Source organism: Lentilactobacillus dabitei, from assembly GCF_019061365.1.
Taxonomy (GTDB): domain Bacteria; phylum Bacillota; class Bacilli; order Lactobacillales; family Lactobacillaceae; genus Lentilactobacillus; species Lentilactobacillus dabitei.
In genome coordinates this window covers 1-24,579 of the sequence record NZ_JAHPPD010000041.1, presented here as the reverse complement: position 1 = coordinate 24,579, position 24,579 = coordinate 1, and the positions used below count along the sequence as shown (strand labels likewise).

The 24,579-nt window shown below is 42.6% G+C and carries 25 protein-coding genes; 3 read left to right on the top strand and 22 right to left on the bottom strand.

Features of this window, described 5'->3' with window-relative positions:
- Positions 1-152 precede the first annotated feature (152 nt).
- From trxB to KTE19_RS07530, 21 genes are all read right to left on the bottom strand, one after another.
- On the bottom strand, positions 153-1,097 hold the full coding sequence (trxB, locus tag KTE19_RS07630; RefSeq protein WP_217163455.1) for a thioredoxin-disulfide reductase: 945 nt from the start codon (positions 1,095-1,097) through the stop codon (positions 153-155).
- Between the two features lie 74 nt (positions 1,098-1,171).
- Positions 1,172-2,074, bottom strand: a complete 903-nt coding sequence (gene galU / locus KTE19_RS07625; RefSeq protein WP_056981109.1) for a UTP--glucose-1-phosphate uridylyltransferase GalU — start codon at positions 2,072-2,074, stop codon at positions 1,172-1,174.
- 32 nt (positions 2,075-2,106) lie between these two features.
- Positions 2,107-3,123: an NAD(P)H-dependent glycerol-3-phosphate dehydrogenase gene (locus KTE19_RS07620; RefSeq protein WP_217341987.1), complete on the bottom strand. Its 1,017-nt coding sequence runs from the start codon at positions 3,121-3,123 to the stop codon at positions 2,107-2,109.
- Entirely contained in the window at positions 3,116-3,976 is an 861-nt protein-coding gene (gene lgt / locus KTE19_RS07615) for a prolipoprotein diacylglyceryl transferase (RefSeq protein ID WP_218043472.1), read from the bottom strand. The genes KTE19_RS07620 and lgt overlap by 8 nt, the downstream gene beginning before the upstream one ends.
- A gap of 8 nt (positions 3,977-3,984) precedes the next feature.
- Complete coding sequence (gene hprK, locus KTE19_RS07610; RefSeq protein WP_217341986.1) at positions 3,985-5,013, bottom strand: HPr(Ser) kinase/phosphatase; 1,029 nt, start codon at positions 5,011-5,013, stop codon at positions 3,985-3,987.
- 55 nt (positions 5,014-5,068) lie between these two features.
- The gene (locus KTE19_RS07605) at positions 5,069-5,416 is read right to left on the bottom strand and encodes a phage holin family protein (protein ID WP_217163461.1); all 348 of its coding nucleotides are present in this window, start codon (positions 5,414-5,416) and stop codon (positions 5,069-5,071) included.
- 2 nt (positions 5,417-5,418) lie between these two features.
- Complete coding sequence (locus KTE19_RS07600) at positions 5,419-5,742, bottom strand: PspC domain-containing protein (protein ID WP_217163463.1); 324 nt, start codon at positions 5,740-5,742, stop codon at positions 5,419-5,421.
- An 87-nt stretch (positions 5,743-5,829) separates the two neighbouring features.
- The gene (gene phoU, locus KTE19_RS07595) at positions 5,830-6,486 is read right to left on the bottom strand and encodes a phosphate signaling complex protein PhoU (protein WP_217163465.1); all 657 of its coding nucleotides are present in this window, start codon (positions 6,484-6,486) and stop codon (positions 5,830-5,832) included.
- Between the two features lie 11 nt (positions 6,487-6,497).
- Positions 6,498-7,256 (bottom strand): phosphate ABC transporter ATP-binding protein PstB, encoded by a 759-nt coding sequence (pstB, locus tag KTE19_RS07590; RefSeq protein ID WP_217163467.1) that lies wholly within the window; start codon positions 7,254-7,256, stop codon positions 6,498-6,500.
- Between the two features lie 12 nt (positions 7,257-7,268).
- Entirely contained in the window at positions 7,269-8,075 is an 807-nt protein-coding gene (gene pstB, locus KTE19_RS07585; RefSeq protein WP_054746752.1) for a phosphate ABC transporter ATP-binding protein PstB, read from the bottom strand.
- A gap of 16 nt (positions 8,076-8,091) precedes the next feature.
- Positions 8,092-8,982, bottom strand: coding sequence for a phosphate ABC transporter permease PstA (gene pstA / locus KTE19_RS07580; protein ID WP_217341985.1), 891 nt, complete (start codon positions 8,980-8,982; stop codon positions 8,092-8,094).
- Positions 8,979-9,908 carry a phosphate ABC transporter permease subunit PstC gene (gene pstC, locus KTE19_RS07575; protein WP_217163471.1) on the bottom strand — a complete coding sequence of 310 codons (930 nt, stop codon included), beginning with the start codon at positions 9,906-9,908 and terminating at the stop codon, positions 8,979-8,981. Before pstC ends, pstA begins: the two co-directional genes overlap by 4 nt.
- Before the next feature lie 2 nt (positions 9,909-9,910).
- The gene (locus KTE19_RS07570) at positions 9,911-10,795 is read right to left on the bottom strand and encodes a phosphate ABC transporter substrate-binding protein PstS family protein (RefSeq protein WP_217341984.1); all 885 of its coding nucleotides are present in this window, start codon (positions 10,793-10,795) and stop codon (positions 9,911-9,913) included.
- Between the two features lie 172 nt (positions 10,796-10,967).
- Positions 10,968-12,371, bottom strand: coding sequence for a sensor histidine kinase (locus KTE19_RS07565; RefSeq protein WP_249778448.1), 1,404 nt, complete (start codon positions 12,369-12,371; stop codon positions 10,968-10,970).
- The gene (locus KTE19_RS07560; protein WP_217341983.1) at positions 12,337-13,062 is read right to left on the bottom strand and encodes a response regulator transcription factor; all 726 of its coding nucleotides are present in this window, start codon (positions 13,060-13,062) and stop codon (positions 12,337-12,339) included. The genes KTE19_RS07565 and KTE19_RS07560 overlap by 35 nt, the downstream gene beginning before the upstream one ends.
- Positions 13,063-13,072: 10 nt before the next feature.
- Positions 13,073-14,233, bottom strand: coding sequence for a PDZ domain-containing protein (locus KTE19_RS07555; RefSeq protein ID WP_217163476.1), 1,161 nt, complete (start codon positions 14,231-14,233; stop codon positions 13,073-13,075).
- A 302-nt stretch (positions 14,234-14,535) separates the two neighbouring features.
- Positions 14,536-15,658, bottom strand: a protein-coding gene (gene prfB / locus KTE19_RS07550; RefSeq protein WP_217341982.1) for a peptide chain release factor 2 whose coding sequence is annotated in 2 segments (ribosomal slippage) — positions 14,536-15,579 and positions 15,581-15,658 — 1,122 coding nt in all. Because the reading frame shifts where the segments join, the coding sequence is not laid out codon by codon here.
- 86 nt (positions 15,659-15,744) lie between these two features.
- On the bottom strand, positions 15,745-18,111 hold the full coding sequence (gene secA / locus KTE19_RS07545) for a preprotein translocase subunit SecA (protein WP_056981126.1): 2,367 nt from the start codon (positions 18,109-18,111) through the stop codon (positions 15,745-15,747).
- Between the two features lie 355 nt (positions 18,112-18,466).
- Entirely contained in the window at positions 18,467-19,027 is a 561-nt protein-coding gene (gene hpf, locus KTE19_RS07540) for a ribosome hibernation-promoting factor, HPF/YfiA family (protein WP_217341981.1), read from the bottom strand.
- A gap of 122 nt (positions 19,028-19,149) precedes the next feature.
- Positions 19,150-19,566 (bottom strand): ComF family protein, encoded by a 417-nt coding sequence (locus tag KTE19_RS13980; RefSeq protein ID WP_249778449.1) that lies wholly within the window; start codon positions 19,564-19,566, stop codon positions 19,150-19,152.
- Between the two features lie 272 nt (positions 19,567-19,838).
- Positions 19,839-21,161 carry an ATP-dependent helicase ComFA gene (locus KTE19_RS07530; protein WP_217341980.1) on the bottom strand — a complete coding sequence of 441 codons (1,323 nt, stop codon included), beginning with the start codon at positions 21,159-21,161 and terminating at the stop codon, positions 19,839-19,841.
- Positions 21,162-21,208: 47 nt separating this feature from the next.
- Between KTE19_RS07530 and KTE19_RS07525 the strand changes: the two genes are divergently transcribed.
- On the top strand, positions 21,209-21,877 hold the full coding sequence (locus tag KTE19_RS07525) for a YigZ family protein (protein WP_217163487.1): 669 nt from the start codon (positions 21,209-21,211) through the stop codon (positions 21,875-21,877).
- A 153-nt stretch (positions 21,878-22,030) separates the two neighbouring features.
- On the opposite strand, the gene KTE19_RS07520 is transcribed toward KTE19_RS07525, so the two are convergent.
- Complete coding sequence (locus tag KTE19_RS07520; RefSeq protein ID WP_056981132.1) at positions 22,031-23,122, bottom strand: glycosyltransferase family 4 protein; 1,092 nt, start codon at positions 23,120-23,122, stop codon at positions 22,031-22,033.
- A 212-nt stretch (positions 23,123-23,334) separates the two neighbouring features.
- Here KTE19_RS07520 and KTE19_RS07515 point away from each other — a divergent pair, with 212 nt between their 5' ends.
- The gene (locus tag KTE19_RS07515) at positions 23,335-23,775 is read left to right on the top strand and encodes a CidA/LrgA family protein (RefSeq protein WP_217163489.1); all 441 of its coding nucleotides are present in this window, start codon (positions 23,335-23,337) and stop codon (positions 23,773-23,775) included.
- Positions 23,776-23,790: 15 nt separating this feature from the next.
- Positions 23,791-24,510: an LrgB family protein gene (locus tag KTE19_RS07510; RefSeq protein ID WP_217341979.1), complete on the top strand. Its 720-nt coding sequence runs from the start codon at positions 23,791-23,793 to the stop codon at positions 24,508-24,510.
- The last annotated feature ends 69 nt before the right edge of the window (positions 24,511-24,579 follow it).

The following is a 24,579-nucleotide window of genomic DNA, read 5'->3' as shown; positions in this document are numbered from 1 at the left end:
CAGCGCCGATAAGCTATCGACTCCGTGCCGCCTAGGAAAGACAAGCAAATATTTACTTTAACTTTTGGGGTACACCTCAATCCAACCTCTTTATTCTCACTATTCATATTACATCAACCGCTATTAAAAGCGAATGATTTGGTTTGATAAAATTAAACTTGAGCTTTATTGCTTGAACGATGAGCCTCAATATACTTAAAGGCTTGTTGGCCGGCAATCCCGCCCTCACCGACAGCAGTTGCAATTTGGCGAAGTTCTTTTTCACGAACATCTCCAATCGCATAGACACCAGGGATTGAAGTCTCCATTTGGTCATCAGTTTTAATCCAGCCATCGGCGTCGGTAATCTTCAAACTCTTGAAGGGTTCAGTCATTGGCAGTAAGCCAACGTAGATAAACACTCCTGACGTTTCAATGGTAGAATCTTCATCAGTCTGATTGTTATGAACCTTGACAGCAGTGACTTTTGTATCATCACCAACGACCTCAGTCACGTTAGTATTCCAAACAAAATCAATTTTGTCGTTGGCAAATGCCCGATCTTGAATCACTTGCTGAGCGCGCAATTGATCACGGCGATGGATCACAGTGACATGATCAACAATCCCTGCAAGATAGGAAGCTTCTTCGATTGCAGAATCGCCACCACCTACAACCACAACGTGCTTATTCTTAAAGAAGGCACCATCACATACAGCACAGTACGAAACACCCTTGCCGCCATATTCTTTTTCGCCAGGAATACCGAGTTTCTTGTACTCAGAGCCAGTTGCAATAATCACAACTTTAGCTTCCAATTCATCGCTCTCAGTTTTAATGACCTTGGTGTCACCATGGTCTTCAATTGACTGCACAGCACCATAAACATATTCAGCTCCAAAATTGATCGAACTGTCATACATATTTTGAGCAAGGTCAGGTCCCATGATTGATTTAAAGCCGGGATAGTTTTCGATTGAAGCAGTATTGTTCATTTGGCCACCGTAAATTCCACGATCAATCATCGCAACGGATAGATTGGCCCGGGATGCGTAGAGGGCAGCCGTCATCCCACCGGGGCCGGCGCCGATAATAACGACATCATATTGTTTTGCCATTTAAATCCTCCTTTGTTGAAACATTGATACTCACGAAGTTAAAGTTACTATGAATTAGTAAGTCTGTCCAGCAATTAGCTCTTACTTGGCTTATCTTCGTCAGCAAGTTGTTTACCAAGATCTTTGAGATAAGCTCGCAAGCCATCCGCAATTTCCGGATGCCTAAGGCCAAAGATAATGTTGGTTTTGAGCCAACTTAATTTGTTACCCGTATCAAAGCGGCTACCCATAAATTCATGAGCAAAAACCCGCTGTGTCTGGTTCAATTCATCAATTGCTGAGGTCAGTTGGATTTCACCAGAGTCATCTGGTTTAGCGTGTTCCAAAATCCCAAAAATTTCAGGAGTCAACAAGTACCGGCCAATAATGGCCAAGTCACTTGGAGCCTTTTCTGGAGAGGGTTTTTCAACGAATTTCTTAACGTTAAATAATCCTGGGCGAACTTCTTCAGACGGATCAATCACGCCATATTTTGAAATATCTTTATGGGCAACCCGCTTAACCGCCAAAGTAGAAGCGCCAGTCTCCTGGAAACTGTTCATGAGTTGCTTTGTCAATGGGACTTTGTCTTCCATCACATCATCACCCAGCATGACCACAAACGGCTCATTGCTGATGAAGCTGCGGGCGGTGTAAATGGCATCCCCTAATCCTCTTGGATGAGACTGGCGGATGAAGTAAATATTCATATCGTTAGTCTTGCGAATAGTCTCCAAAATTTGGTTCTTATGGCGTTCTTCCAAATTCATTTCCAATTCGGGGTTGGAATCAAAATGGTCTTCAATTGACCGTTTCCCTTTGCCAATCACGATGACAATATCTTTAATGCCTGATTTTTTGGCTTCCTCAACGATAAATTGAATGGTTGGGGTGTCCACAATTGGTAACATTTCTTTTGGTAGTGCCTTGGTTTCGGGTAAAAAACGGGTTCCAAGTCCTGCTGCCGGAATGACTGCTTTGGTTACTTTTCTCTGCATTTTATCTGTCTCCCTTTCTTACCAATCAAAAATTATTCGATTTCTGAACGCCCTTCACGGGTCATCAATTGATTAATGGTTTCTTTGATGTCAGCACCATCGTATAGCACATGGTAAATCGCACTTGTGATTGGCATGTCAACACCCCGTTGCTTAGATAGTTCATAAGCAGCCCGGGTTGTGGCAATTCCTTCAATCACCATGCCCATGTTCTTAACCACTTCATCAAGGGACTTACCTTGACCCAGTTCATTACCAGCCCGCCAATTTCGTGAATTACGACTGGTAGCCGTCACAATAATATCACCAACTCCGGATAGCCCAATGAAGGTCAATGGGTTGGCTCCAAATGAAGTCCCAAGACGAGAAATTTCTGCCAAGCCTCGGGTCATCAGAGCCGCTTTGGCGTTATCTTTATAACCGAGGCCATACAAGGCACCAGCGCCCAGCGCAATAATGTTCTTCAATGCAGCACCGGTTTCAACCCCGATCACGTCATCACTTGTATAAATTCGGAAGTAATTATTCATGAACAATCCCTGAATATCTTTGGCCGCCTTTTGATTATCACTGGCAACGGTCACTAAGGTGATGTCTTTTCTCACAACATCTTCAGCCTGACTCGGTCCCGAAATGACAGAAATTGACTTCCGATTTTTAGGATCAATTTCTTGTGAAAGGACTTGTGATAACCGGAGATAAGTTTTCTCTTCAATCCCCTTAGACGCATGAATGATGTTCACGTATTGATCCCGATCGGCCAAGATTTTGGCAACCTGTTTGGCTACTGATCGGGTGACCTGAGTTGGCACAACAAACAGTATGTAATCAACCCCGTCAATTGCTTCTGCCAAATTGTTGTAAGAAATAATGGAATCAGAAAAGGTGAAGTCTTTAATATACTTGGAATTTGTGTGATCTGTGTTGAATTCTTTGACCTGATCAGGATTGTATGACCATAGTTTGACATCCGAGCCATTTTCATCCAGCAAGTTGGCCAACACGCTGCCCCATGATCCGGCACCGAGTACTGCAATTTTTTTAGACATTATTTTTCTCCTTTATTGGCGTTGTTTTACTTCTGAGGTTTGTCCCCTCTAAATACCAGGGATTCACCTGATTCCTCCGGCGATAAACAATTAAGGCAATTGCCCCGAAGAAAAGAATAATTGACAAAATTTGTGACACCCGCAAATTAAACAGCATCAAGCTATCTGTCCGCATTCCTTCGACGAAGAATCTACCGAACGAATACCACATCACGTAGGTAAGAAATACCTCTCCTTGTTTGAACAAGTGAGGGTTGTGCCGCAATGTCATCAAAACGCAAAATCCTAGCAGGCTCCAAATTGATTCATACAAAAAGGTTGGTTGACGGTACGCACCTCCAATATTCATTTGAGTAATAATGAAATCTGGTAGATGTAATGCCTGCAAATAATGCAGGGTGGTCACTTTTCCGAACGCTTCTTGATTCATAAAATTGCCCCAGCGACCAATTGATTGCGCCAGAATCACGGTTGGAGCGGCAACATCAAGCATCAACCAAACTGGAATAAAGCGGTTGCGACAAAACCAGATAACCACGATCATTGCCCCAATCAGCGAGCCATAAATGGCAATTCCACCGTCCCAAATCTTGATAATTTCACCGGGATTGGCTTGGTAATACGGCCACTGAAAGATGACATAATATAACCTGGCACAAATCAAGGCTGCCGGCAGCGCCCATAAAATCATATCATAAATATCATCGGGATTGATACCACGTTTCCTACCCTCGGTAACGGCGAGGTAAACCGCTAAAATGACACCACTGGCAATAATGATTCCATACCAGTGAACTTCAATTGGCCCTAAATTAAAAGCAATTGGGTTGAGAGCCAAAGCCTTAAAATTCAACACTACATCTATCTCCCACTATCGTCGCTTTTTTTTGGATCTTCGCCAATCAGGCCTTTATTCTTTTCGGCAAGATTTTTTTCTTCTTTTTTATGCGTGGCGTCAGCCTTGCTGTTGACTTTGATCAAGTTATTCAAATTGCGATCAAAGGTTTCAGTGGCATCGTACCCCATGCTTTGCGCTCTAAAGTTCATTGCGGCCGCTTCAATAATGATTGCAAGGTTCCGACCAGTTCGAACCGGAATTGTAATCTTGGGCACATCAACGTCAAAAATAGGAACGTTTTGGGTTCCGTTACCTAAGCGATCAAACTTTGCTTCCTTAGAGTAATTCGCCAAGTGAATGATCAACGAAACATTGGTCTGACTTCTAACCGCACCGGTCCCAAACAGGGTCATGACATCGATAATCCCAATCCCACGAATTTCAAGCAAATGCCGCAGAATGGCCGGCGCAGTTCCAACCAAGGTTTGTTCATTTTGCTGGTACACTTCAACTCGGTCATCTGCGATCAAACGATGTCCTCGTTTCACCAGCTCCAAGGCAGTTTCACTCTTACCAATCCCGCTGTCTCCAGTGATCATGATTCCTAATCCGTAAACGTCCACGAGAACGCCATGGATCGACTTACGTTCTGCCAACTTATCTTCCAAATAGTTGGTCATGTTACTCAAGACCCGAGAAGTCGTTAATTTGGAACCTAAGACTGGAATATGCTCTTTCTTAGCAGCTTCTAGTAATTCTTCAGGTGGATCCAATTGAGTCGACACAACAAATGCCGGAGTCTGCGGTTGACACATCTGCTGCATGACATCCAGCAGCGCTTCATGAGTCATCCCTTTTGAGTAGGAGATTTCAGTAATTCCAAGTAATTGAATTCGTTTTGCAGGATAATAATTAAAAAATCCGGTTAATTCCAAGCCTGGTCGAGAAATATCACTTGTTGAGATCGTTCGCTCATCCAAATATTCCTTGCCATAATACACATCCAGCCTGGCATTTTCAACCAAATCGGCAACGCTCACACTATCGGCCAAATTTATCACTCCTTAATAATCACTATAATTTTAGCACGTAGACGCCATTTAGTCTTTAAGGCCGGCGAAAATATTGGGCAATAATGGTGCTGATCACAGACATCAGGATTGCCACCAGCATTGCCATCCAAAATGACGAAAACCGAAAGCCGGCACCAACAATTGCCGAGGTCATTTCCAGCATCAAACCATTGATCACAATGGAAAACAGCCCAAGGGTTAAAAAGTTAATTGGAAGTGACAAAATAGTAATAATTGGCCTTACCACCCAATTTAAGACTGCCAGGACAAGCGCGGCGATGACTGCTATCCCAACACTGGAAACATAAAAATTAGCCGGGAAAAAACCACTCAAGGCGACAAACACTAATGTGTCTACCAAAACCATTGTTAAAAATCTCACTGTCAGCCTCTTTTCTGATGATCATCAACATTTTTCTCTTCAACATCATGGATTACTTTTCGTGATTTGCGGGAGGTCCCATCAGTCGACACACCAGACCGAAACTGATTCATGAATGAGTCGCCGGTTCCATCGCTCGGGATAATCGCAATCATGACAATGTACGACAAGATTGTCAGCAGGTTGATGCCTGGTGTAAAAGCTAATACAATAAATAAAATTCTAACCAAGCTTGAGTTCCAGCCAAAATATTCCGAAATTCCGCCGAGCACACCCGAAATGACTCGGTCTGTCGATGAGCGAGTTAATTTTTTACCTGTCTTCATAAGGTTACCTCCAGTCAAATAATTCTAACTTAAGACTATCTAAAAAAGGCACTGCAATCAAGTCTGCAGTGCAAAAAACAACCATTCTTAATTTAATTCAATAATTTTACCAGTTGCTAGATAAACCGTCCACTCGCAAATGTTTGTACTATAATCGCTGATTCGACCAAGGTCTTTAGCGACATTTAAGTAAATGATCGCCGAATTCACAATATCAGGGTGCTTGGCCATTGCTTGATAGCTGGGAGCAGCGATATCGTTATACAATTGATCAATCCTTTTATCGAACAATTGAGCGGTCTGCTTAGCCTTCTTTTCGTCGGCCTCGCCATATGAATCTATCGACTCGTTGTATTGCTGACTGACTTCTTTGGTCATGGTCGCAATAATCGATTCAACCTCAGGAATTCGCTCCTCACCCTTAATATCGAGCGTTGATCTGGCAATATTTCGGGCATGGTCACCTGCCCGCTCCAAATCGGTCACTGCCTTTAAGATCCCGACAACTTCTCTTAAATCGCCGGTCACTGGTTGATACAAAGCAATCATTTCAAAGGAACGTTTTTCAATATGGATCTGGAGATGGTTAATCTCATGGTCATTGGTAACCACCGTTTCAGCAGCTTTGGTATCGTGATCAATAAATGACTGTCCAGCGTTGGCAACCGCCTGGCTCACCAATGCCCCCAATTTCATAAAATCTGCTTTTAAAGTAATAATCTCTTCGTCAAAAACTTTCCCCATGGGCGTCTCTCCTATCCAAATCGTCCGCTGACGTAATCTTCTATTTGCTTGTCATCGGGATTCACAAACATTTTGGTTGTATCATCATATTCAACGACCCGACCTTCCATGAAGAACGCAGTCTTGTCCGAAATTCGGGAAGCCTGCTGCAGGTTATGGGTCACAATAATAATAGTATAATCCTTTTTTAGTTCCAAAAGGGTATTTTCAATTTTAGCACTGGAAATTGGATCCAATGCACTGGTTGGCTCATCCATTAAAATAACAGAAGGTGATACCGCCAAAACTCTTGCGATACAGATTCTCTGCTGTTGCCCACCAGAAAACGAGAGGGCGTTGTCGTATAAATTATCTTTAACTTCGTCCCAAACAGCTGCCTGCTTGAGGCTTCGTTCAACAATGGCGTCCAACTTCTGCTTGTCACGAATACCGGCGATCCGCAGGCCATAAGTAATATTATCATACACCGAAAATGGAAACGGGTTGGGTTGTTGAAACACCATTCCAATCGACTTTCTCAATTCTACCAAATTAACTTGTGAAGAATAAATATCTTGATCGTGAAAAGTGACTTTGCCGTCAATTTTAACCCCATCAATCATGTCATTCATTCGGTTGAGACAGCGAAGAAAGGTCGATTTTCCACAACCCGATGGCCCAATTAACGCTGAAATCTTATGTTCATCAAAGCCAAGGCTAATCCCATGGAGGGCTTGGAAGTCTCCATAGAACAAATCAAGATCAGTCGCTGAAAGAATTGGTTCTGTCATTACTGGCCCCTCCTATCCAAAGTTTCCTGATACATAATCGTCGGTCAATTCAATCTTAGGTCTGGTAAAGATTTTCCGAGTTTTATTATACTCAATTGCTTCACCTAAATTAAAGAATACCGTGTAATCGCTCAACCGGGCAGCCTGTTGCATGTTATGGGTGACGATAATAATCGTGTAGTCTTTTTTCAACTCACGCAAGGTCTGTTCAAGTTGTTGAGTAGAAACGGGGTCAAGGGCGCTGGCCGGCTCATCCAACAATAAAACGTCCGGTTCAACTGCCAAAGCCCTTGCAATACAAACTCGCTGGGCTTGCCCACCTGAAAGTGATTGCGCACTTTTATGCAGGTTATCTTTTACCTGATCCCAAACAGCCGCCTGCTTCAACGTCTTTTCAACAACTTCATCAAGAACCCGTTTATCATGAACGCCACGGCGTTCTAGTGCAAAGGTAATGTTGCCGTAAATTGATTTGGCAAACGGATTCGGCCGTTGAAATACCATCCCAATCCGTCGTCTGACTTCGTATACGTCAATCTTGGGTTGGTTAATGTCGACTCCCTGATAAAGGATTTGTCCCTTAACGGTCGCAATGTCATCGTTCATTCGATTCAACGACCGCAAATAGGTGGATTTCCCAGAACCAGACGGGCCAATCAGTGCGGTGATCGTATTTTTCTGAAACTGAATGTCGGCGTTGTGCATGGCAAGGCTTTTGCCATAATAAACCTCCAGATTTTTCGTCTGCATTGTAATCTCAGTTTCTTCTGGATTGAAATGATAAATAAATCGGTCGGACTTGTTTTTCGTATTTAACATTGGCTCATCTCCCGCCTTAATTCATGGATGTCATCTTTTCGAATATCTTTCGGCCGATATATCTGGCTGATAAGTTAAATATAAGAATTGCCAGTACCAATACCGCCGCAGATCCAGATGACACCTGAGTAAGATCCGGCATGATCCCCTCAGAATTAATCTTCCAAATGTGAACGGCTAAGGTTTCGGCTGGTCTTAATGGGCTTAAGGGACTATCGATGTTAAATGGATTCCAGTCACCGAAATTAAGAGCTGGAGCACTTTGACCGGCAGTATAAATCAAAGCAGCCGCTTCACCAAATACCCGTCCCGAACAAAGAATCACGCCACTAATAATCCCAGGAAGCGCTGCAGGAACAACAATATGCACAATTGTTTCGTACTTGGATAATCCCAGCCCCAAGCCACCTTGTCGTTGATCATCGGAAACGCTCGCTAATGATTCCTCAATATTTCGAGTAAGTAGTGGCAGGTTGAAAATTGTAAGTGTCAGGGCCCCCGAGATAATCGAGAAACCATAATTGAATTGAACGACAAATAGTAAGAAGCCGAACAGCCCCACTACTACAGATGGGAGCGAACTGAGAATTTCAATTGCAGTCCGAATCATTGAGGTAAACCAATTATCTTTGGCGTATTCACTTAGATAAATCGAAGCACCCAGAGCAATTGGCAGTGAAATGATCATCGCTAAGATTAATAGATAAATAGAGTTAAAGAGTTGAACCCCAATTCCCCCACCAGCTGTAAATGCTTTGGCGGGTGATGTCAAAAATTTCCAACTGACATTTGGCAAGCCGGTGATGAAGATATACCCAATCAAGAACGCGAGGATTAATACCACCAAAGCGGCAATTAACCTCAATAGTAAGATTGCAATCTGACTTTGTTTTTGAGTTCGATTCATTTCTTAAACGCTCCTCTCCGGCCGATAAAGTGAACCATCAGGTTAAACAGCAGCGACATGATCAGCAGTACTAACGCCAAGGACCACAACGCATCATTTTGAAGGGATCCCATAACGGTATTACCCATCCCAGCTGTTAGCACGGAAGTTAACGTGGAAGCGGGTGATACCAAGTTATGTGGCATCAAGGCCGCATTTCCAATGACCATTTGAACGGCCAAAGCTTCACCGAACGCCCGGGCCATCCCAAAAACAATCGCCGTCAGGATGCCAGGGGTGGCTGCTCGAAGAACAACTTTCCAAATTGTTTGCCACTTGGTTGCTCCAAGGGCGAGTGATGCCTGTCGGTAATACTTGGGCACTGCTTTTAATGAATCAACTGTCATGGAGACAATTGTTGGCAGGATCATCACAAACAGGACGAAGGTCCCGGACAGAATCCCAAAACCACTGCCGCCAAACGTATTTCTGACAAACGGCACAACGACGGATAGGCCGATGAATCCATAAACAACGGAGGGAATCCCGACCAATAGTTCAGTTACTGGTTGAAGAATTTTAGCCCCACGCTTGGGTGAAATTTCAGTCATGTAAACCGCGGTTCCAATCGCAAAAGGAGTTGAAACAATTGCAGCCAAAATGGTTACGAGAAATGATCCCACAATCATTGGTAACGCCCCAACTGCTTGTTGACCACTAGGCGTTTTAGTTCCCGGATTCCAGATAACACCGGTAAAAAAGTCTTTGAAGCTGATATTGTCTCTAAAGAATGTCGACAGCCCTTTGGTTGCAATGAAGATGATAATGCCAAGGACAATAGCCATGATCAAAAGCAGTGCCGAGAGACTGAGCAAATGGCCGAACCGTTCATAGCGCGCGGTTTTTGATTTTTTCATTAACTGCTTAGCTAATTTTTGATCTTGCATTGTCATTCCCCCGATCCCTTGGAAACTTTACCCTGCCAAGTTCGTTGGTACTGCATATCCTTAACAGAGATGTAGCCAAGCTTATTGAACAAGGTCGTTTGGATATGATTATTTTTAAGATACTGTAAGAATTTTTTAGTGAGTCCCGTTGGTGCTCCCTGGGTATAAATGTGCTCGTATGACCAAATCTTCCATCGATTATGCATGACGTTACTTTCGGTTGGCCGAATGCCGTCAATGCTGACGGGTTGAACAGATTTGTTCACATAACCAAATGAAACATAACTAATTGCACCAGGGGTTGACGAAACAATCTGGCGCACGGTCCCAGAAGAATCCTGTTCCTGAGCAACCGCGCTTTCATGACCCTTAAGACCATATTTTTCAAAAGTGACTCGGGTGCCACTTCCCTGTGAGCGATTAATAAGGGTAATCGGAATGTGAGGGCCACCCAATTGATACCAGTTGGTAATCCTGCCAGTAAAGATGGCGATAAGCTGATGAGTGGTTAGATTCTTTATATGCACATTGTCATTGACAATCGGCGTCACCCCAACGACAGCAATCTTATGGTCAACTAGCCCTTTCGGGTTGATACCTTCTTTTTCTTGCGCGAACAAATCTGAATTTCCCATCTGAACTGCTCCGGATTCAATTTGACTGAGGCCGGTTCCAGACCCACCACCTTGGACATTAATAAAAATGCCCGCGTGTTCTGCAGAATATTCTTCACTGGCGGCCTCAACTAAGGGTTGAAGAGCAGTCGAACCAACTGCCGTGATTGATTGCTGATTAGTGGCCGTTTTACTTCTGGCTTCGTAAGCGCCAAATCCCGCAATCACCACAACAATCACAATGATCCATTTTACCAACGTTCGTCTTCGCATTCCAATACCTCCTGGTAAGATCTCCAAATATCATTGTATTAAATCAATGTAAATATTTGACCAGTCGAATGTAAAGATTGTGTAAAAGGAACATGGGGTAACGGTTGTTTGTCGAGGCAGACAAAAAGATTCAGCCTTCAGTAAGCTGAATCTCGGTAAATAGTTTGTAAAATTATTTAGTTGCCTCATCATCTTCAGTGACAATCGGAAGCTCAATCGTAAAGGTCGAGCCAACCCCACGTTGACTTTTGACGTCAATCCGCCCACCGACGGCATCTACCAACTCTTTCACAATTGAAAGGCCCAGACCGGTTCCACTCACTTTCTGTTTCGTTCTGGAATCATCGGCGCGATAAAAGCGTTCAAACAACCTGGAAATATCTTTTTGGGCAATTCCAATCCCAGTATCAGCCACTTGAAGTTGCCAGAAACTATCGTTAGCCGAATAATCAATATTAATTTCCCCGCCTGGCCGATTGTATTTAATCGCATTACTGACTAAATTGCGCAGGATCCGGGTTAACATGTTTGAATCAGCAGTTACCCGGACCCCATCGTCAACATTGTTCTTAATGGTGACGTGTTGCCCAGCAGCCATCGATTTGTAGGAGGTTAATTCCGAATCAATAAATGCCTGTAAATTGAGAACTTTATAATCGTAATTGTTTCCATTTTGAATATGGGAAATGGTCAGCACATCCTGAACCAATGACGCCAGTTGTTCACTTTGCTGATCAATAATTTTCAAAAATTCAACCAGACTCTTTTTGTCATTCATTGCCCCATCGAGTAACGTCTTGGTAAATCCAGAAATTGCGGTAATCGGGGTCTTCAGTTCGTGACTGGCATTTCGGAGAAAGTCAATTTGCATCTGTTTAACGTTGATGAGGTCGGAAATGTCGTAAATAATGACTAAGACATGGAAGTCATTTTCCAGTTGGTTATACAAAATGCTGGTATCCCAAGTAACGGACGTGTCACTCACGTTCCGAACTTCAGTTTGACGAGACTTGTGGCTCTCAAAGACGTCGTCAATCAAGGACAACAACTCGTAATTACGGATGTCCTGCGTGTATGGATGCACTTGAGTGAGCACATTTTTTCCAAGCATGGTCGCCATCTTATGATTCGAAAAAATCACGTCATGGGTAGAATCAATCACCATGATTCCCACTGGCAGACTGGATAGGATGGTAATTAACTCAGTGTTACTGTTCTCGATACTTTTACTCTCATCCTGCTGGCGGGATTGAAGTTCATTTAATTGATCGGCCAAGCCTTTATAGGGATTACTCGGTTCAACAAATAGTGGCGCAGCAGGTTGATGATTGACAATGCTAGTTGTCATGGATTCAAGCTGCTGTAAAATTTTAACATGCTGATGGTACCGAGTGGCAACTGAGGCTAAAACACCGACTATCACAGCCATCACAATCAGGCTGAACACCACTAGATCACGATCATTCTTCGAAGCAGCATAAAAGAGCATGACCAAAACGGCAATGCTCAAAATTAAAATCGTTAAAATTTGGCGAAAAATCTTATTCAGCGTCATCATCCCCAGTTGAGAACTCATATCCAAAACCGCGAACAGTCTTCAAATATTTAGGGGACTTGGGATCAGGCTCAATTTTTTCACGCAAATGAGCAATCTGAATGTCCACCATCCGGCTCTGACCACTATAATCAAAGCCCCAGACACCTTGAAGCAGTTGGTCACGACTCAGAACTTGATTCTCGTGGCCGACCAAATATTGCATCAATTCAAATTCTTTGGGCGTTAATTTGAGATTCTTATCATTCACACTCACCCGATATTTTTTATGATCAATTGTAAATGGACCAGTGGTTTCAACATCCCCACTTGGTTTTCCGGCTGGTTGATTATTAGCAGGAGCAGATTTCTCGTATCGGCGGAGCACGGCATTAATTCGGGCAATGACTTCCCGTGGACTAAATGGTTTGGGAATGTAATCGTCTGCTCCCATTTCAAGGCCAAATACCTTGTCAAACTCGGTATCCTTGGCTGTTAATAAGATAACAGGCGTATCATTTCGGTCCATTCGTAACTGCTTAAGCACTTGTTCGCCGCTCATTTCTGGCAGCATCAAGTCAAGCAAGACAATGTCAAAAGTCCCATGTTCTGCCATCGAAAGGGTATCAACACCATTTGTAGCGCTCTCAACCTCAAAATTTGCCTGCTTCAAATTATATTCAAGCAAGGTTACGATTGCTGGCTCATCATCAACCACCAAAACTTTTTTCACGATAGTCCTCCTACTTTACGACCTGGGAATATGTTTTGACCCCAATTTCATGGGGTGAATTCTTGAAGATTGCTGATTCTGTAATTTTAAGCTGATCATTGCGGTCCCGGACTTTGAATCGGCAGTACGTCGAATTCGTGGACAAGGCCCGATAAAACTCATCCTCATTATTCACTGTGATATTGTTAACCGACAAGATCACATCACCAAGTTTAAGATCCATTTTTGCAGCAGGGGTGCCTGGCTGGATGCCAATGACCCGAATGCCATCCATCACTTCGCTGTATTCAAAGTCAACTTGATGATCCTGATGCTTTGCAATCCCAATTATAAGATAATAGCCTAGCAGCAAAATTGCAACAGCGGGTGCGATGACCACTTGGTAAAAAATCCCAGCAATGGTCAGAAGGATCCCCACCAAACTTAAAACGAGTATTCGCTTGCTTAACTTAACGAAGAATTCGCGCGGCACGCTCTTTCTAACGGTTAACTTTAACCCAATCAACATTGGTAAAATCAAAAATGCATATGAATGACCGTTGATTTGGAAGAATGGTAAGAATGAAAATCGACTGGTAAACCAATCTCCAGGGACTAACAATAGGAAAGGAAAGATGGTTAATTCGTTGAATTTGTATATGGCAACTTTGGTATTCCGCTTATTGCGAGCGATAGTCGGCGAATCAAATTTACCAGCGTTCATCCCTATAAAGGCACTTGTCAATAACAAAGCCACAACCGTTAAAATCAGAAAATTAATGGAGTTTACCGGCCGTATACTGAATCCAAAACGGCTCATCATGTTTTCAAGGGGCTGCAACTGAGAAATCGTTGGGACGTACGTCACGAGTAACCCAACTAAGGATACGATCGTGATTGAAAGGATCTGTCCAGGAATGAATAACAGACAAACCAGACTGATCAGTTCATACATCATGGCCCAAGTGATCGAAACGCTTAAAAAACCGCCTAACACAATCGATGCCAGAATCCCAAACAGAAGACCGCTTCGCACAAAATGCCGCCCTTCATAGAAGTCTTCATAAATAGCAGAACTAAAAAGACTTCGTTCCCGCTTAACCCGCCTGTTATGTATCAAATAGGCACGGATCACCCCAATCCATAGTGCCGGTTGTAAAATGTAAAATGCAATTGCAATTATTATTTTCATTATGTTTAGGCCCTCATCAATGTTATACAGCTAGTATATCATTGATCTATCCTTGAATAAAAGCCGTAATCAAAATAGACAGCTAGTGATATTTGAAAAGAGGCACTAACATTAGTCGACAAATTATTTATCGATACAAGTGAGCTTAGTCGTTTTGATATTGTAAGGGCTTGCTATCAATGGCTAATTCCAGCTATTAAGCAAAAACGGCAATGCATTTCAAAATTAAAATGCACTGCCGTTCTTGCTTAAATTCTGAGCTTAAATCGTTTTTCGACCTAATCTCCATCTATTCAATTTGATTAATCTGGATTTTTCTGGCTCAACTGCCACTGCAAATAGGCATTGATGAATGGATCCAGATCGCCATCCATCACACCGTTGACGTTAGCCGTTTCATAACTTGTTCGATGATCTTTGACCATGGAATACGGATGGAACACGTAGGAGCGAATTTGGGAGCCCCAACCGATGTCCTTTTGTTCACCTTCAATTTTGGCTTTTTCTTCCTGTTTCTTCTCTTGCTCTCGTTCATACAACTTGGATTTCAACATATTCATGGCCGTTTGCCGGTTCTGCAGTTGAGACCGTTGAGCTTGGCTGGCTACCACAATTCCGGTTGGAAGATGGGTGATTCGGACCGCAGACGATGTCTTATTAATATGTTGCCCACCAGCACCACTTGACCGATAGACATCAACCCTTAAATCATCAGGATTGATTTTGATATTGACATCATCATTCAGTTCAGGCATCACATCAACGGAAGCAAATGACGTGTGTCGCCGGCCAGCTGAATCAAATGGTGAAATTCGAACCAGCCGATGGACACCCTTTTCGGAACGCAAGTAACCATAGGCATCGGCCCCACTTATCAGAAGAGATACGCTATTGATCCCAGCAACATCCCCCACTTGGTAATCGAGGGTTTCAACATTGAATCCATGTCCCTCTGCCCAGCGAGTGTACATCCGAAGCAGCATCGATCCCCAATCTTGAGACTCAGTTCCACCAGCACCAGGGTGAATTTCTAATATGGCATTATTATGGTCATATTGACCATTCAGCAGCAATCCTAACTGATAACGTTGAAGTTTAGTTTGTAAGTCGCTTGCTTCAGTTTGAAACTCATCCTGCATCCCTGAATCAGGATCTTCAGAAATCAATTCCAAGGTGACCTTTAAATCATCAAGTTTATCGGACAACGCTTTATAGCTGTCCCGTTTGGTTTTCATCTGGTTGGTCTCATCGATGAGCTTTTGGGCACTTTCCTGATCATCCCAAAATCCAGGTTCGGCCATCTTGGCTTCGTTGATGGCAATGCTTTCACTCAAAGCATCAAAGTCAAAGAGACCCCCTAAAGCCGTCGATGGCTTTTTGCATATCAGCGATTTGTTTTTTTGCGTCACTTAATTCAAATGTCATATTCAGTCTTCTTTCTTATAATCATTATGACTGCCTAATTCAAATAAAGAACCCAAACAAAGGTGTTCGGATTCTTCAATGATTTATTAACGTTGCATATTTTGACGAATTTCGGCCTTCATGAAGAGACGAGTTGCATCATAATCAATATCGGCAATCATTTCCTCAAACATCTTGTAACCTTCTCGTTGGTATTCAACCAGTGGATTTTGTTGACCATAACCACGTAGGCCAATTGATTGACGCAATTGATCCATGATATCGATATGATCAGTCCAATGAGAATCAACAACCCGCAAAATAACAACCTTTTCAAATTCAAGCATTTGAGAAGCATCGTACAGTTGCTCTTGCTTTTCGTTGTAAACTTTATTCGCAATATCCATCAAGAACTTCTTGATTTCATCAGCGGATTTGTTTTGGAAATCTTCAAGAGAAACCTTATCAGGGCTAACCATTGCACTAATGGCAAAGTCTAAGATCGTTTGGAGATCCCAATCGGATTGGTCACCTTGCGTATGCAAATCGACAATTCGGTTGACAGTCCGTTCGATCATTGGCATGATCACCCATTTGAGTGATTTGTTTTCTTCAATGACTTGTTGGCGTTCACCATAAATCACTTCACGTTGTTGTCTCATAACATCATCGTACTGGAGAACGTTCTTACGAGAATCATAGTTGTTACCTTCAACTCGCTTTTGAGCCGATTCAACTTGATTAGTGATCATCCGAGAACGAATAACCGCATCTTCTCCTTGAACGTTCATGTGTTCCAAGAAGTTCTTGATCTTTTCAGAACCAAAACGACGCATCAAGTCATCTTCAAGTGACAGGTAAAATTGTGACAAACCTGGATCACCTTGACGACCAGAACGGCCACGAAGCTGGTTATCGATTCGTCGGGACTCATGTCGTTCGGTCCCAATAACGGCTAACCCGCCTAACTCAACCACTCCGGGTCCTAATTTAATATCAGTTCCCCGGCCAGCCATGTTGGTCGCAATCGTAACAGCACCCTTTTGACCAGCGTTGGTGACAATTTCAGCTTCCTTGGCGTGGTTCTTGGCGTTCAAAACAACATGAGGAATTTTTTCTTCATCCAACCGGTGTGACAGATACTCGGAAGTTTCAACCGCAACGGTACCAACCAGCATTGGTTGACCCTTCTTGTGAAGTTCCTTAATCTTATTGATAACAGCATCGAATTTGGCTTCCAAACTTGGGTAAAGAATATCTGGATGATCGACCCGGATAACCGGCTTGTTGGTTGGAACCGAAATAACCTCCATGTTATAAATCTCACGGAATTCTTCAGCTTCAGTCTTAGCCGTACCAGTCATTCCGGCAAGTTTCTTATACATCCGAAACATATTCTGATAGGTGATTGTTGCCATGGTCTTACTTTCCTCTTGGATTGTAACCCCTTCTTTAGCTTCAATCGCCTGATGCAGGCCATCTGAGAATCGACGACCCTGCATAATCCGGCCGGTAAACGAATCAACGATCATAACTTCATCGTCTTGAACCACATAATCCTTATCACGTAGCATGATAAAATTAGCTCGCAAAGCTTGATCCAAATGGTGGGTCAAAGCCGTATTGTCAGTATCATAGAGGTTCTTCAAATTGAAGTACTTTTCAGCCTTTTCAATTCCTTGGTCAGTCAGTGAAACTGTCTTGGTTTCAAGGTCAACCTTGAAGTCGTCACCTTCATGTAAAGTCTTGGCAAATCGATCAGTTCGTTGATATAACTCTGAAGTTCCAGTTGCTTGACCTGAAATGATCAAAGGGGTTCTGGCTTCATCAATCAAGATGGAATCAACTTCATCGACAATCGCAAAGTTAAGTGGTCGTTGAACCATTTCTTCTTTGTAAGCAACCATGTTATCCCGCAAGTAATCGAAACCAATTTCAGCATTGGTTGAATAAGTAATATCGGCTGCATAAGCTTTTCGCTTTTCATCGGGGCCCATCTCTGTCAAGTTAACGCCAACAGAAAGTCCCAACCAGTTATACAACTCACCCATTTCAGTGGCATCCCGTTGTGATAGGTACTCGTTAACCGTAACAACGTGAACCCCTTCACCTGCAAGGGCATTTAAATAAACTGGCATGGTGGCTGTCAAAGTTTTACCTTCACCAGTCTTCATTTCGGCAATGTTACCTTCATGTAAAACGATCCCACCCATGATCTGGACGTGGAATGGATAAAGTCCTAAGACCCGCTTAGCACCCTCTCGAGCAACCGCAAAGGCTTCAGGAAGCAAATCATCGAGTGATTCGCCCTTTTTGTAACGCTCTTTGAACTCTGGCGTTTTAGCTTGTAATTCTTCATCACTGAGCTGACGATACTCTTCAGCGTAGGCACCCACCTTATCAGCAATCTTGCTGAGGCGCTTTTGCTCACGCTTATCACTTTCAACCCATTTCTTTAAAACGTTAGTTGCCATTAGTAAATTCCCTTCTAAAAACAAAGCATTATGATTAAACTTATTAGTAAAACGTGGACTACATACTTTTTAATTGTACCATTTCATTCTGTCAATGAAAACAATAAATCAAATCAAATGGCATCAATCCATGATAGTACATTTTGGCTGGGGTTAAAAGGAATAAATCTATTGATTTTAAAAAAGTCCTTTAGATCAAAATCGGAACTTAGATATTGGTCCGCGGTAACTTTGAAACGCGCTCCGAAAAGCTGCCGCTCAACTATATAAAGACTCCTACCCAATAATCCAAAACCAGGATTATCGGGTGGGAGTCCTTATATAGACGCGTCAAAGCGCTTTTCTCCGCGCTCTATTATTCTTCTCCCGTCTCAATCAAGCCGTAGCGGCCATCATTTCGACGATATACAATGTTAATACCTGATGTTTCTGCATCTTCATAGATGAAGAAATCATGGCCCAACATATCCATTTGGAGAATTGCCTCTTCATTGTCCATTGGCTTTAAAGCTAATTGCTTTGTACGAACAACTTGGAACTTCGATTCGTTATCTGAATCTGTGTCAGTTTGTTCTTGGGTAGGTGCAAACTCAAGGTTCTTGAAGCCCTTTTCACGGGACTTGCGGTTAACCTTAGTCTTGTACTTACGAATTTGACGTTCGAGCTTGTCCGTTACCAAATCAATGCTTGCGTACAAGTCATTAGACATTTCTTCGGCTCTCAAGGTTAAGTATGGCAAAGGAATAGTTACCTCAACTTTAGCTTGCTTATCTGAATAGACCTTCAAATTCACATGAGCTGTATTTTTCAAATCCTTTTCGAAGTATTTCTCCAGCTTACTGATTCGTTTCTCAACATAATCCCGAATCGCTTGAGTTACCTCAATATTTTCACCACGAATGTTAAACACTAGCATAACAATCTCTCCCTTCACCATTAAAGGCTTAATGGTCCAGTTATGAAATCACTTTCATTACTGGCTACACTTTAAGTATAATTGAAAGTTCGCGTTTTAACAATCATTGACTCTGGATTTCTTCACCTTGCGAGAGTTATTCCAATTACTGATGTCGCTCCTGCTTGATATAACAGACTTGCTGCATGACGGATTGTTGTCCCAGTTGTGTATACATCATCAATAATCGTGACATCTTTTCCGCTAATGCGCTCGATCTGGGGTTCGACAAGTTCGAATGGTTGAATTAAACGTAATCGATCAGCCCGACCTTTTTCAGACTGTCGTTTATCTTTAACAGTTTGAGAGGTTTTCAATGCTTCAACCAATGAGCAACCTTTAAGTAATCCAGTCACTTGATTGAAACCTCTTGTAGCCATTGTACCGGCATTGACAGGAATAGGAACCAATAATCGTTTTTGCCATGTCACTGCTTTCTTGACCTCTTTTGCAAAAATAAAGCGCAGTCGGTAATCCCCTAAAAATTTATAGCGTTTCATATAGTCCTTCATTGCCGAATTGTATTCATATAGGGCCCTATTTTGAAAGTCAAAACTAATTTGTTGCTGCCATCGTTCACAGTCATAACACGGATTGCTCATCTCCGCTTTCAAACGCCTACCACACTTAACACAAGTTGCAACTGAATCTAATCTGAAAAAGTCAGCGGCACATTCTTCACAAAGTTGGCGGGCTTGGGCGGGTGCCAACGACATCATTTCATCAAATGACGTTGTGTGCCGCAATGACGACTGACACAATAAACAATTAGTCATATTTCAGCCGCCTTTCGATTCATTTTTCTAATTTGTCGTTGGCATGAACGGATATTTGCGGCCCGGGCTTCTGCGTAAAATAAGACCCTGCCAGTTGGACGGTCACTGCTACGCCCCACCCTGCCCGCAATTTGAATCAGCGCGGCAGCTGAAAAGATATCGTTATCTGCTTTCAGTACCAAAACGTCAATCCCAGGAAAAGTGACGCCGCGTTCTAATATCGTCGTTGTAATGATAAAATCCAGCTCGTGATGACGCATTGCGCTTACTTTCTCGAGTCGTTCTGGATCGGCAGCGAAAACCGTGTCATACTTGGCAATAATGCCAGCATCTTTGATAGCGGTTGCAACGGCCGCCAAATCTTTGATGTGGGGAACAAAAAGTAAAAACCGCTGCTGTTGGCTCATTAGTTGTCGAATCATTTTTAAGACCCGTTTGTCTAATCGATTATTATCAATTCCCTGAGATAATCCTTTGATCTTGATAATCGTTGGCTCTGGCAATAAATGACCATGATAGCGAATGGGTAAATAACTAATGGAAGGGCGCCCTTTTCTCGCCTGGGTTAGCAAATGTTTATCCGGGGTAGCCGTTAAATAAAGCATCGAACCAGCTGTTTTGATCGCATTATTAACCCCAAAGTGAAGCATCGGGTTACCAGAAAATGGGAAGACGTCCACTTCATCAATAATGAGGACATCAAAGGCGTGGTAAAATCGAAGCAGCTGATGGGTGGTACAAATTGTAATTTGACTATATTTGTACGGCTGTTCGCTTTTGCCATGAAGCAGTACAATCGACGTTTTGGCAAAGGCCGCCTGAATTCGTGGAAACAATTCAATACAAACGTCGACTCGCGGAGAAGCAATACAAATCCGTTTTCCATAACGAACCGCCCACTCAATACCTTTAAACAGCATCTCTGTTTTCCCTGCTCCGGTCACCGCCCACAAAAGGTGATGCTGACGCTTTTTAAAAATGCGCACGACCTGTTCCGCACATTCTGCCTGCAAAGGCGTTAATTGGCCTTCCCACGACAAGGCATCGGAAACTTTGGTAAATTGATTGGGCTCATCAACAAACGCCAAATCATGCAGCGTATCCATTCGCTTCATTTGGATGCAGACATAGCAATAATATTGACCGTTTGGCAGGTTAGCTTGACTTCGTTTGAGTCGGGAACCACACCTTGAGCACATCAAGCTAGGCTTTAATTGAATTGCAGGCCGTCGTTTGACTTCCGGTAATTCCAAGATCGCTGCCGACAGTTCAGCAGAACTTATTTGGCGTCCGTACAAGTCTGATATATGATTAATCATAGAACTTCACCTCACTATTTAAATACGAATTATTCAGGAGGATTTTTTTGAAAGCAACTTATTTAACAATTAAAACATCGGGATCTCATGAAATTGATATCAAAAAGTCTCGATTCATCTGCTCGATGGAACGGATTACGTCCGAAGGCCAAGCCAAACATTTTATTCAAACGATCACGAAGACAAATGAAAAGGCCAACCACAATTGCTTCGCTTACATGCTCGGTGATACCGATCAAATTCAGCGGGAAAGCGATAATGGCGAACCTTCCGGAACCGCTGGAGTGCCAATTTTAGAAGTGCTCAAAAAAAATGAGCTCCACAATGTGATTGCTGTGGTCACTCGCTACTTTGGTGGGATTAAATTGGGTGCCGGCGGTTTAATTCGAGCATATAGTAACGCGACGTCAACCACAATTGATCAATTGGGCATCGTTAATTTAGTGACGAAAAAAGAACTATTCTTGACGATCGATTATAATCAATTTGATAAATTAAAGTATTTTCTTTCAACCCATGACGTCCCTATTGAAGACGTGGGCTACACAGACAAGATCAAGGTTACTATTGCGGTTGAACAAGCGAATATTCCACCCTTTATTCAAAAATTAAAAGACCTGTTAAGTAATCAATTTGATTATTCCAGTGGTCAAAATAAAGTCTTCGAATTGCCATTCTCACGAGAAGAACGGCAACAAGAAGAAAACGAATCATGAATTGAGAATAATCGGAGACCTTAGCCGATTTGAACCAGAGCGTAGGAGCAAGGGCCGGGACAAAACTTACCGTTTTGCTCCGACCCTTTTGTGTTCTAAATATCATTTAATTGATTAGTGGGCCCGTGGCGTTTTGCCGAATATGTAATGATCTTATCGATTATCCTTACTCGTCGTGTCCTTCACTAATTTCTTGATTCCATTCAACAACGGCTGCCGGTCTTCGCCCACCAAACCAATCGTTTCGACGAAAAGCTCCAGTCCAATCAACACGGCAATCGTCAAAAGAATTGATCCCCATAGTGGTGAAATTGGGTAAAGTAATGAGATGAACGAGAAAATCAACGCAATCCCATAAATAACCAGAACTGTCTGTCGGTGCGTTAACCCGATTTGCATCAATCGATGGTGCAAATGGCGTTTATCAGCATGAGAAATGGGTTCCTTATTAAGCAGTCGTCTAAAAATCGCAAATACGGTGTCGGTAATGGGAACGCCTAAAATCATTACAGGGATTAATAACGTGATAAAGGTGGCATTTTTCAACCCAAATAATGAGAAGACGGACATCATAAAACCAATAAATAAAGCCCCGGTATCACCAAGATAGATTCGAGCCGGGAAAAAGTTGTATGGCAAAAAGCCAACACATGAAGCCACCAACGCAAAAATCATGATCGACACGAAGATGTTACCAACGTTCAAGAAGAACATCCCGGTAATTCCCATCGTTGTCAACGCAATGATTGCAACCCCCGTAGCCAAGCCATCCAAGCCATCAATCAAATTGACAGCATTGGTAATTGCCAAAATCCAGATCCAAGTAATTGGCAAGCTCATCCAACCCAAATGAATCGTAAAAAATGGCAAAGTAATCGTTGTCATTTTGACTCCGGCAGCAAAATAAACCCACAGTGCAGCAAGGGAAATGCCTAAGACTTTTTGCCGTGGCTTTAATTCAAAGATATCATCGATAATTCCGGTTAAAATAATAATCGTTTCGCCGCCATAAACACCCCACAAAATTTTAGTTGGAAACTGATTTCTTAACAGAAACATCGTGCAAAATGTGTATGAAATAAAAATGGCCAACCCACCAATTGTTGGCATTGGAATTTTATTGACTCGGCGTTTGTTTGGTCGATCCTCAGCACCAACAGCAAACGCCAATTTGCGAATAAATGGGGTTAATATCGCAGAAAGAATCATGGTAGCGAACAATGACACAATGATTTCGAATTTCAAATTTGTAACCTCACTTAATTCCTAACATGGATTATTAAATCAATTATACAAACGCCAATTGATAAAAACAAGCCATCATTGCCTGTTCAGCCAATCACATTATAAAATCTGTTCATATTGAACATTGTTTCCGTTCACAAGTTAAACTACATTTAAATTGTAGGTGTTAACGCTTTCGCGAACTTAAATTCACAAGTAAAGGAGACATTTCTATGAAAAGCAGAATCAGAAACACACAACCATCTCTTGGGCCTCAAAAAGACGCACCCTTTTTAGTTCAAATGGGCATTTTTGCGGCAATTTTGTTTGTTTCAAGCTTAATATCGCCACTTTTTCCACCTGAATTTCCCGTTCCGACACCAGTGATTGGTTTAATTGTTTTATACACGTTACTCACGCTGCATATCATCAAATTGGAATGGGTAGAAAAATTTGCGACTTCAATGATTGGCTTTATCTCTTTTTTATTTGTCCCATCGGGTATTCAGCTAGCGGCATCGTTAGATATCATGAAAGAACAGGGGCTTCAATTAATCCTGGTAATTATCCTCTCAACCATCCTTCTATTGGTCGTCGTTGCCTACACCGCCTCTTTCTTCATTTGGCTCAAGCAAGTGATTTTTCATACCGACGTTTCCGTGGAAGAAATTTGATGGGTGGTGAGCAGGATGACGGCAGTTCAACTTAACATCATGGATTTTTTTGGAACCCCAGTTTTTGGCATTAGCTTATCCATTTTTGTGTATCTAATTGGCATATGGCTATTCAAGATTACCAATGGTTTTTTCTTATTCCAGCCGTTATTCGTTGGAATGGTTCTCGGTATCTTCAGCCTGTGGCTGATGGCCAAAACATTTTCAATTGACGTTGCCTGGTTATACAGGCATGCCTATAAACCAGGCGGCGACATCTTGTTTTGGTTTTTAACGCCGGCAACAATCGCGTTTGCGGTGCCCTTATACAAACGAAATGATATTATTAAACGATTTTGGTTAGAAATTGGCCTTTCACTCACAATTGGTCTGGTCATTGCCCTCTTTGGCATTTATTGGGTCTGTAAGCTCTTCGGTTTAAGTGATGCTGGGATTGCGTCACTCCTCCCACAAGCGGCCACTACGGCCATTGCAATGCCAATTGCAGAAGCGATTGGCGGCAACTCAGCAATCACCGCGATGGCCTGCATCGTCAATGCAGTGATTATTTACGCTTTGGCTAACTTTCTTCTGAAAGCATTTCGACTGACCGAACCAATTAGTCAAGGTCTCAGCCTAGGTTCAGCCGGTCATGCCGTGGGTTCCGCCAAAGCGCTACAACTCGGATCCGTGACCGGATCAATGGCTTCAGTAGCGTTTGTGTTAATCTCAATTGTGGTGGATCGTAAGCACTAAATAACTGGACGTCTACTTCGTAGACGTCTTTTTGAGTACCATAGAATTATTAATTAAGTATGAGGTGAT